The sequence below is a fragment of the Reyranella sp. genome (assembly GCF_965229815.1).
Lineage (GTDB): Bacteria > Pseudomonadota > Alphaproteobacteria > Reyranellales > Reyranellaceae > Reyranella.
On the sequence record NZ_CBDDJN010000006.1, the window covers coordinates 2,076,777 to 2,091,883 of the forward strand.

The 15,107-nt window shown below is 70.1% G+C and carries 13 protein-coding genes; 6 read left to right on the top strand and 7 right to left on the bottom strand.

Annotated elements, in window-relative coordinates; all coding sequences use genetic code 11:
• Positions 1–32 precede the first annotated feature (32 nt).
• Together ACO073_RS21145 and ssb are read right to left on the bottom strand one after the other, a co-directional pair.
• Positions 33–1,040: an amidohydrolase family protein gene (locus ACO073_RS21145; protein WP_422000026.1), complete on the bottom strand. Its 1,008-nt coding sequence runs from the start codon at positions 1,038–1,040 to the stop codon at positions 33–35.
• 145 nt (positions 1,041–1,185) lie between these two features.
• Positions 1,186–1,692 (bottom strand): single-stranded DNA-binding protein, encoded by a 507-nt coding sequence (ssb, locus tag ACO073_RS21150; RefSeq protein ID WP_422000028.1) that lies wholly within the window; start codon positions 1,690–1,692, stop codon positions 1,186–1,188.
• 186 nt (positions 1,693–1,878) lie between these two features.
• On the opposite strand from ssb, the gene ACO073_RS21155 reads away from it, so the two are divergent.
• Together ACO073_RS21155 and uvrA are read left to right on the top strand one after the other, a co-directional pair.
• A complete protein-coding gene (locus ACO073_RS21155) occupies positions 1,879–3,123 on the top strand; it encodes an MFS transporter (protein ID WP_422000030.1) in 1,245 nt (414 codons plus the stop codon).
• Positions 3,124–3,198: 75 nt separating this feature from the next.
• On the top strand, positions 3,199–6,102 hold the full coding sequence (gene uvrA, locus ACO073_RS21160) for an excinuclease ABC subunit UvrA (RefSeq protein WP_422000032.1): 2,904 nt from the start codon (positions 3,199–3,201) through the stop codon (positions 6,100–6,102).
• On the opposite strand, the gene ACO073_RS21165 is transcribed toward uvrA, so the two are convergent.
• The 4 genes from ACO073_RS21165 to pdxH are packed head-to-tail and all read right to left on the bottom strand — an operon-like array spanning position 6,103 to position 10,137.
• Positions 6,103–7,104, bottom strand: coding sequence for a hypothetical protein (locus tag ACO073_RS21165; RefSeq protein WP_422000034.1), 1,002 nt, complete (start codon positions 7,102–7,104; stop codon positions 6,103–6,105).
• Between the two features lie 31 nt (positions 7,105–7,135).
• The gene (locus ACO073_RS21170; protein ID WP_422000036.1) at positions 7,136–8,635 is read right to left on the bottom strand and encodes an AAA family ATPase; all 1,500 of its coding nucleotides are present in this window, start codon (positions 8,633–8,635) and stop codon (positions 7,136–7,138) included.
• Between the two features lie 3 nt (positions 8,636–8,638).
• Positions 8,639–9,535: a cation diffusion facilitator family transporter gene (locus ACO073_RS21175; protein ID WP_422000038.1), complete on the bottom strand. Its 897-nt coding sequence runs from the start codon at positions 9,533–9,535 to the stop codon at positions 8,639–8,641.
• 8 nt (positions 9,536–9,543) lie between these two features.
• Entirely contained in the window at positions 9,544–10,137 is a 594-nt protein-coding gene (pdxH, locus tag ACO073_RS21180; RefSeq protein WP_422000040.1) for a pyridoxamine 5'-phosphate oxidase, read from the bottom strand.
• Between the two features lie 78 nt (positions 10,138–10,215).
• On the opposite strand from pdxH, the gene fabI reads away from it, so the two are divergent.
• From fabI to sppA, 4 genes are read left to right on the top strand one after another with little or no spacing between them, the layout of a single operon-like run.
• On the top strand, positions 10,216–11,052 hold the full coding sequence (gene fabI, locus ACO073_RS21185; protein ID WP_422000042.1) for an enoyl-ACP reductase FabI: 837 nt from the start codon (positions 10,216–10,218) through the stop codon (positions 11,050–11,052).
• A gap of 17 nt (positions 11,053–11,069) precedes the next feature.
• Positions 11,070–12,140, top strand: coding sequence for a chorismate synthase (gene aroC, locus ACO073_RS21190; RefSeq protein WP_422000043.1), 1,071 nt, complete (start codon positions 11,070–11,072; stop codon positions 12,138–12,140).
• 10 nt (positions 12,141–12,150) lie between these two features.
• The gene (locus tag ACO073_RS21195) at positions 12,151–12,684 is read left to right on the top strand and encodes a hypothetical protein (protein WP_422000044.1); all 534 of its coding nucleotides are present in this window, start codon (positions 12,151–12,153) and stop codon (positions 12,682–12,684) included.
• 21 nt (positions 12,685–12,705) lie between these two features.
• A complete protein-coding gene (gene sppA, locus ACO073_RS21200; RefSeq protein ID WP_422000046.1) occupies positions 12,706–14,475 on the top strand; it encodes a signal peptide peptidase SppA in 1,770 nt (589 codons plus the stop codon).
• Positions 14,476–14,603: 128 nt separating this feature from the next.
• On the opposite strand, the gene ACO073_RS21205 is transcribed toward sppA, so the two are convergent.
• Positions 14,604–15,107, bottom strand: coding sequence for a 2'-5' RNA ligase family protein (locus ACO073_RS21205; RefSeq protein WP_422000048.1), 504 nt, complete (start codon positions 15,105–15,107; stop codon positions 14,604–14,606).

Consider the following 15,107-nt stretch of genomic DNA (forward strand, 5'->3'; position numbering starts at 1 on the left):
GCCGGTCCGGCCGCCGAAGACGAAGCATCGACTCAGACCTTCAGCTTGAAGATCCGCAGGGCGTTGGTCTCGTAGATGCTGCGGCGTTGATCGTCGCTGACGGTGGCGCCGTCCATGAAGGACACGGCCTCGGAATCGTCCTCGTAGGGAAAGTCGGCGGCGAACATGATGCGGTCGACGCCCAGCTCGTCGAGCCCGAGCTTCAGGACGGCCATGTCCGTCACGCCCGCGGTGGTGATGTAGAAGTTCTGCAGGAAATATTCGCTCGGCCGCTTGGGCAGTTCCTGGCAGGCCCCGATCCGCACCTGCATGGCGAAGCGGTTGTCGATGCGCTTCAGCCAGTAGGGGATGCCCTCGCCCATGTGGCCCAGCACGATGCGCAGGCGGGGGTGGCGGTCGAACGCGCCCGACATGATCAGTCGCATGGCATGCAGGCCGGTCTCGGCCGAGAAGCCCCAGGTCGCGAAGTAGAGGCCGTAGTCGAGATAGGGCGTCACCATCGACGGGCCCGGCTCGCGCGGATGCAGGTAGATCGGCATGTCGAGCGCCTCGGCCGCCTCGAGGATGGGCCGGAACTTCGGCAGGTCGAGATACTCGCTCCTCGTGTGGGAGTTGATGATGACGCCGCAGAGGCCGAGCTTCTTGCCGCGCTCGATCTCGCGCGCCGCGGCCGCCGGATCCTGCGGCGCGATCGCGGCCAGCCCGGCCAGCCGCGTCGGATGGGCCTCGATCGCTGCCGCCAGCGCGTCGTTGGACTCCGCGGCAAGCCGGGTCGCCATGTCCGTCTCGAAGATCTGCACCCCGGGCGAGGTCAGCGACAGGACCTCGACGTCGATGCCGACCTTGTCCATGTGGGCGATGCGGCCGGCCCCGATGTCGAGAAGATCGTCCATCAACTGCCGGCCCGCGGCGGACGGAGCGAGCAGGCTGCCGCCCAGCTTGGCAAAGCCGGGCTCGACATCGCTGCTGGCCAGGACCTTCTTCCAGCCCGCCAGGATGTCGGCCGTGATGAAGGCCTCTTCGACCGCAATCCGTCGCATGAATTGATCCCCCCGCTATCGGCTGTTCCCCACCCGCCGACAGCGCAGCCCGAAAACGACCGGCCGGTCGCCATCGGCTCCGGGCCGGGCAACAGGCCCCCGACCGCCGCAGGATCCGCGACGGAGGGGCGCCCGATGTTGCGTCCTAGAACGGAATGTCGTCGTCGAGCTCGGCCTTGCCGCCGCGCGACGCGGGACGGCTGCCACCGCCACCGCCGCCGCCGCCCGACATCGAGCCGCCGCCGAAATCGTCATCCGGGCCACCGCCGCCACCGCCACCGCCACCGCCACCGCCATCGCCGCGACCGTCGAGCATGGTGAGCGCGCCGCCGAAGCGCGGGATCACGACCTCCGTCGTGTAGCGCTCCTGGCCGCTCTGGTCGGTCCACTTGCGGGTGGCGAGCTGGCCCTCGACATAGACCTTCGATCCCTTGCGGATGTACTTCTGGGCCACCTCGGCCAGCTTCTCGTTGAAGATCACCACGCGGTGCCACTCGGTGCGCTCCTTGCGCTCGCCGCTCTGGCGATCGCGCCACGTGTCCGACGTGGCCACCGACATGTTCACCATGGAACGGCCGTCCTGCATGGACCTCACTTCGGGGTCGCGGCCGAGATTGCCGACCAGGATGACCTTGTTCACGCTGCCCGCCATCGGGGCCTCCTTCGCTTTCCCGGCGCCGCGGATTGCGGCGCCTACCTCACGGCCGGCAACCTAGACCCGGCCGCCTGTGGGCAGCCACCGAATTAGGGTTGTGTCCCCGCCGCCCGAGGGCCGCTCATGCCAGCCCTCCGACAATTCATTGGTTCGGCCGGGAATTCCTCCCCTATCTTCCCGGCCATGAGCCCGTCCTTCCACGTCGCCCAGGTCTCGCGCGCGCAGGCGCTGACCATGCTGGGCGGCGCCGCCCTCATGATGACCATCGCGATGGGCATTCGGCAGAACCTCGGCCTGTTCCAGGCGCCGGCCTCGCGCGAGCTGGGCATCGCCATCTCCGACTTCGCCCTCGCCATCTCGGTCCAGCAGGTCGCCTGGGGCGTGAGCCAGCCCTTCGCCGGCATCCTCGCCGACCGCCACGGCACGCGCGGCGTGGCCCTGGTCGGCGCCCTCCTCTACATCGCGGGCGTGATTCTCACGGCGACGGCGCAGGGCACCCTGCCGATCGTGCTGGGTGCGGGCCTGCTGATCGGCATGGCGCTGGCCTGCACGACCTCGGGCATCACGGCCAACATCGCCGCGCGCGTCGTGCAGCCCAGCCGGCGAACGCTGGCCTTCGGGATCGTCTCGGCCGCGGGCTCGATCGGCACCATGGTCACCGCACCGATCGCGGCCTATCTGCTGGGTTCCGAGGGGTGGCGGGCCGGCCTGTGGGCCTTCGCCGTGCTGGCCGTCGCCATGCTCCCCGCCGCCTGGCTGGGCAGCCGCGCCGACCGCCTGCCCAACGGCGTGAAGAACGAGCGCGACCTGTCGCTGGCCGGCGCCCTGCACGAGGCGCGCCGTCATCCCGGCTACGTCGTCATGTCGGTGGCCTTCTTCGTGTGCGGCCTTCAGCTCGTGTTCCTGACCACCCACCTGCCGACCTATCTCGCCCAGTGCGGCATGGACCCGTCCTACAGCGCGCTCGTCCTCATGCTGGTCGGCGGCTTCAACGTGCTGAGCTCGTGGCTGTTCGGCTGGCTGGGCGACAAGTACCCCAAGCGCCTGCTGCTGGGCGGCATCTACCTCGTCCGGTCGCTGGCGCTCGCCCTCTTCTTCCTGTTCCCGCCCACGCCGGTGTCCGTCGTCCTGCTGGGCGCGGTGATGGGCGTGCTGTGGCTGGGGGTCATTCCCCTCGTCAACGGCCTGGTCGTCCAGATCTTCGGCCTGCGCTACCTCTCGACCCTCACCGGGATCGCCTTCCTCAGCCACCAGGCCGGGTCCTTCCTCGGCGCCTGGGGCGGCGGCTATCTGTTTGATCTGACAGGATCCTACGACCTCGCCTGGAAGATCGGCGTGTTCGTGGGCCTGGTCGCGGGCACGATGCAGTTGCTGATGAACGACCGTCCGACCGCCCGGATGCAGGCATTGCAGGCAGCTGCCGCCTGATGACAGGGACTGGCATGGCTGGGGGTTAATCGCCATATGCGGGGGTCCCCCGCATCCCCTATTCTTCCCGGACCGATGGCCAAGTCCCGCTTACCCGTTGCCGAACCGCACCGCTTCATCTCCGTCCGCGGAGCGCGCGAACACAACCTCAAGAACGTCGATCTCGACCTGCCGCGCGACCGGCTGGTCGTGATCACCGGCCTGTCCGGCTCGGGCAAGTCGTCGCTCGCCTTCGACACGATCTATGCCGAGGGCCAGCGCCGCTACGTCGAGAGCCTGTCGGCCTATGCCCGCCAGTTCCTCGAGCTGATGCAGAAGCCCGACGTCGATTCGATCGAGGGCCTGTCGCCGGCCATCTCGATCGAGCAGAAGACGACCTCGCGCAACCCGCGCTCGACGGTCGGCACCGTCACCGAGATCTACGACTATCTGCGCCTGCTGTTCGCCCGCGTCGGCGTCCCCTACTCGCCGGCGACCGGCCTGCCGATCGAGAGCCAGACCGTGTCGCAGATGGTCGACCGCGTGAAGGCGATGCCGGAAGGCACGCGCCTCTACCTGCTGGCGCCCATCGTGCGCGGCCGCAAGGGCGAGTACCGCAAGGAGCTGCAGGAGCTCCTCAGGAAGGGGTTCCAGCGCGTCAAGATCGACGGCAAGCTTCACGAGATCGCCGAGGCCCCGGCGCTCGACAAGAAGTACAAGCACGACATCGACGTCGTGGTCGACCGCATCGTCGTTCGGCCCGACCTCGGCAACCGGCTCGCCGATTCGCTGGAGACCGCCCTCGGCCTCGCCGAGGGTCTCGCGGTGGCCGAGAATGCCGACACGGGCGAGCGCACCGTCTTCTCCGCCCGCTTCGCCTGCCCGGTCTCGGGATTCACCATCGAGGAGATCGAGCCGCGCCTCTTCTCGTTCAACGCGCCGCAGGGCGCCTGCCCGGCCTGCGACGGGCTGGGCGTGAAGATGTTCTTCGATCCCGAGATGGTGGTGCCCGACGACCGCTTGTCGCTGGCCGAGGGCGCCGTCGCGCCATGGGCCGATTCGTCGGGCCAGTACTACATGCAGACGCTGGAAAGCCTCGCCCGCCACTTCAAGGTGAAGATGTCGACGCCGTGGCGCGAGCTGCCCAAGAAGGCGCGCGACGCCATCCTGTTCGGCAGCGGCGGCGAATCGGTCGCCATGCGCTACGACGACGGCATCCGCCAGTACCAGACGACCAAGCCGTTCGAGGGCGTCATCCCCAACCTCGACCGGCGCTGGAAGGAGACCGACTCGTCGTGGGTGCGCGAGGAGCTCGAGCGCTTCCAGCACGAGAGCAAGTGCGAGGCCTGCGGCGGCGCCCGCCTCAAACCCGAGGCGCTGGCCGTCAAGATCGCCGGCCTCAACGTCAGCCAGACCACCGAGTTCTCGATCGGCGAGGCGGTGAAGTGGTTCCTCGAGCTCGACGGAAAGCTGACGGCCAAGCAGCGCGAGATCGCCGCCCGCATCCTGAAGGAGATCAACGAACGGCTGGGCTTCCTCGACAATGTCGGCCTCAGCTACCTGACGCTCAACCGCACGTCCGGCACCCTGTCGGGCGGCGAGAGCCAGCGCATTCGCCTCGCCTCGCAGATCGGGTCGGGACTGACCGGCGTGCTCTACGTGCTGGACGAGCCGTCGATCGGCCTGCACCAGCGCGACAACGACCGGCTGCTGAAGACCCTGACGCGGCTGCGCGACCTCGGCAACACGGTGCTGGTGGTCGAGCACGACGAGGACGCGATCCGCGCCGCCGATCACCTGGTCGACATGGGACCGGGCGCCGGCGCCCATGGCGGCAAGGTGATCGCCGAGGGAACGCCCGAGGAGGTCATGCGCAACACGGCCAGCCTCACCGGCCAGTACCTGTCGGGCTTCCGCCAGGTTCCCGTGCCGAAGACCCGCCGCGAACCCGCCGGACCTCCCGGCGCCAAGAACGGCGGCCGCTGGCTCACGCTGAAGGGCGCGCGCGAAAACAACCTGCAGAACGTCACGGCCAGCATCCCGCTCGGCACCTTCACCTGCGTCACCGGCGTGTCGGGCAGCGGCAAGAGCACGCTGATCGTCGAGACCCTGTACAAGGCGCTCGCCAGGCGGCTGAACAATGCACGCGAGCATGCCGGCGCCCATGCCGGCCTGGACGGCGTCTCCCATCTCGACAAGATCGTCGACATCGACCAGTCGCCGATCGGCCGCACGCCGCGCTCCAATCCCGCCACCTACACCGGCGCCTTCTCGCCGATCCGCGACTGGTTCGCCCAGCTCCCCGAATCGACCGAGCGCGGCTACAAGCCGGGCCGCTTCTCGTTCAACGTCAAGGGCGGGCGCTGCGAGGCCTGCCAGGGCGACGGCGTCATCAAGATCGAGATGCACTTCCTGCCCGACGTCTACGTCCAGTGCGACGTCTGCAAGGGCAAGCGCTACAACCGCGAGACGCTCGAGATCCAGTTCCGCGGCAAGTCGATCGCCGACGTGCTGGAGATGACCGTCGACGAGGGCGTCGAGTTCTTCAAGGCCGTGCCGGTGATCCGCGACAAGCTCCTGACCCTGCAGCAGGTCGGGCTGGGCTACATCCATATCGGCCAGCAGGCGACGACCCTGTCGGGCGGCGAGGCGCAGCGCGTCAAGCTCGCCAAGGAACTGTCGCGCCGCGCCACCGGCCGCACCCTCTACATCCTCGACGAGCCGACCACCGGCCTGCACTTCGAGGACGTGCGCAAGCTGCTCGAGGTGCTGCACCGGCTGGTCGAGGGCGGCAACACGGTGCTGGTGATCGAGCACAATCTCGAGGTCATCAAGACCGCCGACTGGATCCTCGACCTCGGCCCCGACGGCGGCTCGGGCGGCGGCCGGCTGGTCGCCGAGGGTCCGCCCGAGGAGATCGTCAAGGTCGCCGAGAGCTACACCGGCCAGTATCTCGCCCGCCACCTGCCGCGCTCGGCGGCGACCAAGAAGCGGGCCTGATCAGAAGGCGGTGACCGCCGTCACGCGGCCATCGGCCTCCCATCCGGCGACCACCAGCCGGCCGCTCGCCGCGCAGGCCTCGACGGCCAGCCGCGTGCAGGCGTTCACGACCGGCGGCACCGCCCAGGCGAGACCGGGAGCCGGCCTGCCGGCCCATGCCGAGAGGCCGGCCACGCGCCGACGATTGTTCTCGTCCGGCGTGCCCTCACCGCAGACCCGCGGACGCCAGCCCGGAGCCTCGTCGCGCCACGCATTGGCGATCACCGTGCCGTCGCGATAGAGGCGAACGTCCCGGCCGTCGCGCTCGATCACGACGCGCTCGCCCGGCGCGCAGCCGGTCAGGAGGAACAGCACGGGCCGGGCGACCGGCGCCGCCGACAGGAACCGGCACGCCTCGTCGAAGGTTGCGCAGGTCTCGAAGGCCAGTCTGAGCACGTGCTCCGGCGGCGGCCGGCCGCGATGCCTCAGGGCGTCCAGGGCATTGAGCGCGTAGTCCAGCCACAGGAGCCAGCCGGCACGGGTGCGCCGGCGCATCGGCGCCTGGTTGATGGCGGCGGCGAAGCGGCCCGGTGCCGTCGCTGTCAGGACTCCGGCGAAGCCCGGCCATGTCACGTTGAGGAAGTCACCGGCCGGCCCGCTCTGCCGGGCGACCTCGACGAGCCGGCCGAGGCCGGGGAACGGCCAGTCGAGGGTGCGGCGAAGGACCGGCCCGTCCGCGCCCTCGTCCGCCATGGACGTGCAGCCGACGGCATAGGCGGCGTGGAGGAGCCAGACACCCGGCCGGCGAACGGTGTCGGCGATCGCCGCGACGTCGGCGATGAAGGGCGAGCCCGAGCGGCGGAGCCACCAGCGCGCCACCGGGTCGGCCAGTCTCGCCAGAGCGCCTCCCAGCGGCAGCCAGCCCAGGCAGGCGGCTCGCAACGCCCGCGCCTCGTTGCAGCGGCGCTCGGCGTGAGCGGCCGGACCGCCCGGCCGCACGTCGATCAGCGGGACCTCAAGCATAAGTGAGTGATTGCTCACTTATTCTCGGATGTCAAGTCTGTCGCCGCTGCCAGTCGATGGTCCCGAGATCGTAGTCGAACTGCCGCTCGACGACGGCGGGCGTGGCGTCGGACGCATCGGCTTTGCGTCCGGCGACGCGGGACTGGGCGACCTCCTTCGGCACGTCGAGCCAGATCCCCTCGAACGGCACGCCGACCCTGCGGGCCAGCGCCTCGGCGGCCAACCGCTCCTCCGCCCGCGCGAACACGGCGTCGAGGACGACGCTGTGGCCCGCGCGCAGGACGCGCTCGGCGCGCGCGAGCAATGCATCGTAGACCTGGGCCGAGGCCGCCGGCGTATAGCTGCCCGCCGGCATGCGCTCCTCGAGGGCGACCCCCGCGCGGCGCTTGCGCTCGACGTCGCTGCGCACGACGACAGCCCCCGGGTTGCGACCGATGCCGGGGGCGATTTTCAGCGCCATCGTGGTCTTGCCGCTGCCCGACAGGCCGCCGACCGCCAACAGGCGGGGCGGCGCGGGCTGCAGGAACGACAGGGCCACCTTCTGGTAGGTGCGGGCCCGGCTCGTGTCGCCGCCGCCCACCGCCGCGGCCTGCGCATCGACGAAGGCCCGGATCGAGGCGCGCCGGGCCAGGAACATCGGCAGCAGCGCCAGCGCCGCCTCGTGCGGCGCATCCTGCAGCTCGCCGATCCGCCACAGCCATTCGTTCAGCAGGCGATTGGCGAGCGGCCGGAGATCGCGCTCGCACAGATCCATCAGCGTGAAGGCGAGATCGTAGAGGACGTCGATGTTGGCAATGCGCTCGGAAAACTCGATGGCATCGAACGGGACCGGTCGGCCGTCGATGGCCACGATGTTGCGCAGGTGGAGGTCGCCGTGGCAGCGCCGGATGGCCCCGGCCTCGACGCGGCGGGCGACGAGGTCCATGTGCGGCTCCAGCGCCCCCGGCATCGCCTCCGCCAGGGTCCGGCTGGTCTCCGGATCGAGCCGCTCGCCCTGCTCGACCATCTGGCGGACATCGGCGGCGACGGAGTGGCGGTAGTCGTCGGGCCGGCAGAAGCCGTCGCGGATGGCGTCCAGCCCGTCGTGGAAACCTGCGATGCGCGCGCCCAGGCTGGCCATCAGTTCGGTCGTGAGGGCGCCGCGCTCGGCCATGCGGTCGAGCAGCCCGTCCTCGTCGAAGCGGCGCATGACGACCAGCCAGTCGATCGCGTCGGCCGGCCGCTCGCCCACCTCGCCGAGGACCAGGCCGCCATCGGCCGCGGGCTTCACGGCCGCCACCCCGAGATAGATCTCGGGCGCCAGCCGCCGGTTGATGTCGATCTCGGCCGCGCACATCTCGCCGCGGCGGTCGGCCGTCGAGAAGTCCATGTAGGGGAAGCGCACGGCGCGCTTCATCTTGTAGGCGCGGTCGGCCGTCAGGAAGACGACGGCGCCGTGGGTATCGATGCGGCGGTCGGGCCGCAGCTGCTTCTCCAGGAAGGCGATGGTGGCGGACTGGTCCGCCACGACGAAGGAAGGTCGCTGGCTCATGGGTCAGGCGGTCGCCACCCGCGGCGCGGCGAGGCCGTGCGGATCGACGTGCAGGATGACCTCGGCGCCGGGGAACGCGGCTTCGATGTCCGCCTGGACCTGCCGGCCGATCTCGTGCGCCCGGACGAGCGGCAGGCCGGGGTCGAGCCCGACATGGAGCTGGACGAACTTGGTGAGGCCGCTCGAGCGGGTGCGCAGGTCGTGCGCGTCGCGGACCTCGGGGTGATGCCGCACGATGTCGAGGATGCGCCGCCGGTCGCCGTCCGGCAGTTCGCGGTCCATCAGCACGTCGAGCGATTCGCGGCCGACCTGCCAGGCGCCGTGCATGAGGTAGAGGGCCACCAGCGCGGCCACGCCGGCATCGATCAGCGGCAGCTTGAAGGTGCCGCTGAGGAAGATGGCGATGCCGACGGCGATGTTGCTGACCAGGTCGGTCGCATAGTGCGCCCGGTCCGCGCCGACGGCGATCGAGCCGGAGCGGCGCACGACATGGCGCTGGAAAAGAACGAGCCCGCCGGTCAGCACGAGGGCCAGCGCGCTGACGGCGAGGCCCAGCATCTCGCGCTCGACCGCGTGCGGATGGACCAGCCGGTCGCCCACGGTGAGCAGCAGGCCGGCGCCCGAGGCGGCGATGAAGCCGGCCTGTGCGAGGCCGGCCAGCGCCTCGGCCTTGCCGTGGCCGAACCGGTGATCGGCGTCGGCCGGCACGAGCGCCTGGCGGACGGCGACGAAGGTGACCAGGGAGGCTACGAAATCGAGTCCCGAATCGACCAGGGACGAAAGCATGCTCACCGAATCGGTCAGCAGCCAGGCCGTCGATTTGGCGGCGATCAGGACCAGGGCGACCCCCATCGAGGCGAGGGTGGCCAGCCGCATCAGGCGCTGAGGGTCGAGCGCCATCGTGGCCTTCAGGGGTACAGCGTCCGGGTCGTCCACGGCTCGGCCGGGACGGTGCGCCGGTATTCCAGCCGGTCGTGGAGGCGGAAGGCTCCGTCCTGCCAGAACTCGATCAACAGGGGCTCCAGCCGAAATCCCGACCAGTGCGGCGGCCGCGGCACCTTGCCGACGACATGCCGGGCGGTGACCTCCGCCACGCGCTTCTCCAGCGCGAACCGGCTCTCCAGCGGCCGAGACTGGTCGGAGGCCCAGGCACCGATCTGGCTGCCGCGCGCACGGGTGGCGAAGTAGGCGTCGGCCTCTTCCGCCGAGACCTGGACGACCGGCCCCTCGAGCCGCACCTGGCGGCGCAGCGACTTCCAGTGGAACAGCAGCGCGGCCTTGGGATGGGCCAGCAGGTGCTCGCCCTTGCGGCTCTGGTAGTTGGTGTAGAAGACGAAGCCCGCGGCGTCGAAATCCTTGAGCAGGACCATCCGGACCGCCGGCATGCCGTCCGGCCCGACCGTGGCCAGGCTCATGGCCGAGGGGTCGTTCGGTTCGGACTTGGCCGCCTCGTCGTACCATTCCCGGAACAGCGCCAGCGGATCGGACTTTTCGCGGATCATGACCACAATATGAGGGGCTGTGGGCGGCCAGACCACCGGCATCTTGTCCCAATACCCGTCCCCCGCTAGAACCATGCCATGACCGCACCTGCACAGCTGATGGCCGGTAAGAAGGGCCTCGTCATGGGCGTTGCCAACGAACGCTCGATCGCCTGGGGCATCGCCAAGGCCTGCCACGACCACGGTGCGGAGGTGGCCTTCACCTTCCAGGGCGAGGCGCTGGAAAGGCGCGTGCGGCCGCTGGCCGGCTCGATCGGCGCCAAGATCATCCTCCCCTGCGACGTGACCAACGCGGCCAGCATCGACGCGACCTTCGCGGAGATCGACAAGCAGTGGGGCGGCCTCGACTTCGTGGTCCACGCCATCGCCTTCTCGAACAAGGACGAGCTGCGCGGCCGCTACCTCGACACCACGCCGGAGAACTTCCAGCTCACGATGAACGTGAGCTGCTATTCCCTGACCGCGGTCGCCCAGCGAGCCGTGCCGCTGATGAAGAACGGCGGCAGCCTGCTCACGCTGACCTACTACGGCGCCGAGCGCGTGATCCCCCACTACAACGTGATGGGCGTCGCCAAGGCGGCGCTCGAGGCGAGCGTGCGCTATCTCGCCGCCGACCTCGGCGAGCAGAAGATCCGCGTCAACGCCATCTCCGCCGGCCCGATCAAGACGCTGGCCTTCGCCGGCATCAACGATGGCCGCTACATCCTGAAGTGGAACGAGCTGAACTCGCCCCTCAAGCGCAACATCACCCAGGAAGAGGTGGGCAATTCCGCCCTCTACCTTTTGTCCGACCTCGGCACCGGCATGACCGGCGAGGTGATGCATGTCGACGGCGGCTACCATGTCGTCGGCATGATCAAGACCTCGTCGGCCAAGCAGATCGCCGAGCTGCTCGGCAATTTCGAGGGCGAGTAGGACGGAGGCCGGCGGGCATGGCCGGCAGCAGCTTCGGCACCCTCTTCCGGTTCACCAGCTGGGGCGAGAGCCACGGCCCGGCCATCGGCTGCGTCGTCGACGGCGCGCCGCCGCGAATCCCGCTCAGCGAGGCCGACATCCAGGGCTGGCTGGACAAGCGCCGGCCCGGCCAGTCGCGCTTCGTCACCCAGCGCCAGGAACCGGACACGGTGCGGATCCTGTCCGGCGTGTTCGAGGGGGTCACGACCGGCACGCCGATCGCGCTCCATATCGACAACGTCGACCAGCGCTCGCGCGACTATTCCGAGATCAAGGACCGGTTCCGGCCCTCGCATGCCGACTACACGTATTTCAAGAAGTACGGCGTGCGCGACTATCGCGGCGGCGGCCGGCAGTCGGCGCGCGAGACGGCGGTGCGCGTCGCGGCCGGCGCCATCGCGCGCCTGATCCTGGGCACCGGCGCGACCATCCGCGGCGCCGTCGTCCAGCTCGGCAGCCAGAAGATCGACCGTGCCCGCTGGGACTGGTCCGCGACTGCCGACAATCCCTTCTGGTGCCCGGACCGGCAGGCCGCGCAGGGTTGGGAAGGCTATCTCGACGAGATCCGCAAGCGCGGCAGCTCCGTCGGGGCGGTGATCGAAGTCGTCGCCTCCGGCATTCCCGTCGGGCTGGGCGACCCGGTCTACGACAAGCTCGATGCCGATCTCGCGAAGGCGCTGATGAGCATCAACGCCGTCAAGGGCGTCGAGATCGGCGACGGCTTCGCCACCGCGGCGATGAGCGGCGAGGAGAACGCCGACGAGATGCGCATGCGGGACGGCGCGGTCGCCTTCCTCAGCAACCATGCGGGCGGAATCCTGGGCGGCATCTCGACCGGCCAGGACATCGTCTGCCGCCTGGCCGTGAAGCCCACCAGCTCGATCCTGTCGCCCGTGCGGAGCGTCGACCGTCTCGGCAACGACGTGGAGCTGCGCACGAAGGGCCGCCACGACCCCTGTGTCGGAATCCGTGCCACGCCGGTGGCCGAGGCGATGATGGCCGTCGTGCTGGCGGATCACCTTCTGCGCCATCGGGCACAGTGCGGCTGAGCCGGTCCTGATGGCGGGCACGCCGACCGAGGCGCGATGGAGCCTGCTGCACAATGGCAGCATGGCGATCGTGTCGCTGGCCATGATCGGCGTCGGGATCGGCCACGTGCTCGACGATCCAGCCGGTGCACCGGCGCCATCGCTGGCCAACCCGCGCTTCGTGCTCCTGATCCTGCTGGCGCTGGCGCTCCTGTACTACGTCTTTCTCGGCCTCAGCCGGGTCTTCAGCCGGCGGCCCCAGATCGCGGTCGACGGGGACGGAATCTGGATCGGCTTCGGACGCGACCGCCGGCTCACCTGGGACGACATCGTCGTCGTGCGCCTGCGCCGCCTCGCCTTGCGTCCCGCGCTCGAGGTCACCCTGACCGATCAGGCCTTCTCGGCGGCCAACCTCAGGCTGGTCATGTGGAGCCTGGATGACAATCTGCGCCCCGTGCGCGGGCAGCCCTCGTCCGTGCTGATCCGCGACAACGGGCTCGACACCGGGGCCGCCGCGCTGCTTGACGCCATCAGGACCTTCCGGCCGAATCTGGCTCCCCTCTGAAGAGCTGAACGGAGCTTCGCCATGAGGCGATATATCGTTGGCCTCCTCGCGACGGTAGGCGCCCTCTGCCTGCTCGCGGTCGTAGGCCTGGCCGTGCTGATCGCCACCAGTCCCTTCTCGGCCAGGTCCCTTCCCCAGGCCATGGTCCTGTCGGTCGATCTGCGCGACGTGCCTCCCGAATCCGGCGGCGGCGACCTGCTGCGCGGCGGCCTGTTCGCCCAGCCGCGCACCATCGTCGACACGATCCAGCTCCTGTGGCAGGCGGCCGACGATCCCCGGGTGGTCGGCCTGTTCGTCGACATCGGCGACGAAACGGCGGGCCTCGGGCGCGTCCAGGAGTTGCGCCAGGCGATCGCCCACTTCCGCGGCAAGGGCAAGTTCGCCATCGGCTTCGCGGAATCTCTGGGCGGCGATGGCGCGCACCTCTCCGACTATTATCTTGCCTCCGCGCTGGAGCAGATCTGGCTGCAGCCGAGCGGCAGCTTCGCCGTGGCCGGGCTCGCCATCGAGACGCCCTTCCTGAAGGAAGGGCTCGACCGGCTGGGCATCCGCGTCGAGGGCGGCAAGCGCTACGAATACAAGAGCGCGCCCGACTCCTTCACCGAGACCGGCTACCCGCCGCCCGCCCGCGAGAACCTGCAGCGCCTGCTCGACAGCCTCTACGGCCAGTTCATCGACGATGTCTCGCGGGAGCGGCACATCGAGGCGGGGCGGCTGCGACAGCTCATCGACACCGTTCCCTTCACGCCGGAAAAGGCGCGCGAGGAAAAGCTCATCGACCGCGTCGGCTATCGGGCCGATGCCCTCGACGACGCCTGGACGCGGGCCGGCAACACGCGCGAGCTGGTCACCCTGGCCGATTATGCCGCCGACGGCGAGCGGCCCCGGCCCCAGGGCGACGTCGTGGCGATGGTGCGCGTGAGCGGCGCGATCGTCTCCGGCGGCGGCCGGGGCAGCCCGTTCTCGGAAGAGGCGACGGCCGGCGCCGACGACATCGTCGAGGCGCTGGAGCAGGCCGCCGCCGCCAAGGAGGTGAAGGCCATCCTCCTGCGCATCGATTCCCCCGGCGGCACCTACCCCGCGGCCGACGCCATCGCCGATGCCGTCGGCCGCGCGCGGTCGGCCGGCAAGCCGGTGATCGTCTCCATGGGCGACGTCGCCGCCTCCGGAGGCTACCTGGCGGCCCTGCGGGGCGACGTGATCGTCGCCGAGCCCACGACCATCACCGCCTCGATCGGCGTCTTCGGCCTGTGGCCCGTGGCCGACAAGCTGCTCGCCTCGCTCGGCGTCAATGTCGAGCGGCTGTCGGTCGGAGCCAATGCCGGGATGTACTCGATGTTCCAGCCGCCCACCGCCGAGCAGCGGGCGGCGGTCGCCCGCGAACTCGATCACGTCTATGCCGAGTTCACCCGCCAGGTGGCCGAGTTCCGAAAGCTGCCGCCGACCCGCGTCGACGCGGTCGCCCGCGGTCGCGTCTTCTCCGGCGCCGATGCCCGGAGGAACGGCCTGGTCGACGAGCTGGGCGGGCTCCAGCTCGCGCTCAACATCGCCAAGGCCAAGGCCGGCATTGCGGAGAACCGTGCCGTCGAGATCCGGCCCTTCCCGCCCGAGACCGACAATCTGCAGAAGATCGTCGACGCCGTGCTGCGGCTGACCGGGATGCAGTCGGCCGCGCCGACGCTCGCGGCGTCGCGCGAGCTGCGCGAGTTCCGGGAGCTGCTCGCCCGCTTCGGCATCGCCCAGCACGCCGGCAGCGTCCGCCTGCCGCCGCTGCCGCCGCTGTGGCGATAGCGCGAGGCCCATGGCGCGATGACTTGAGATTCAACGTCCTCTTGCTGGGCGCGCGCCACTCCGTCGCGCTTATGGGCATCGAGACAAGGACGCGCCACGGAGTGGCGCGCCCCCAGCCATGAGCCTCATCAGCCGCCGAGCCGACGCCGCTCGATTGTCTCCAGACGGTCGCCGTCCCGCCGCAGCAGCGCGATCTCCTCGATCCGGCCGTGCATCGGCAGATGCTGACGCTCGACGATGCGTGCCACCTGCTCGGCGTCGGCGGCGCGATCGAACAGGCCGAGCGTGACATGAGGCTCGAACGGCTCGGCACCCGGGCCGGGGCTTAAGGCGTCGTACAGCGCCGAGAGCTCGGCGGCGCCGTCGGCCGGCACGGCGAAGAGATAGGCGGCGCGCGACGGCGGTGCCATGTCGTGACGGACGAGCCGTTCGAGCACGAACCAGAAGGGACGGCCGCCGAGCGCGGCCAGCGCCGCCCGAAGCCGCTTCTCCTCCGTCGCCGGCACGCCGAACACCAGGGTGAAATGCGGGCCGATCAGGCCGGCCTCGCGCGGGTGGTACTGCGCCCTCAGGCGCCGCAGCGCCGCGTCGTCGGCCTCCGCCAGCAGCGGCAAGGCGACGACATAGAGCAT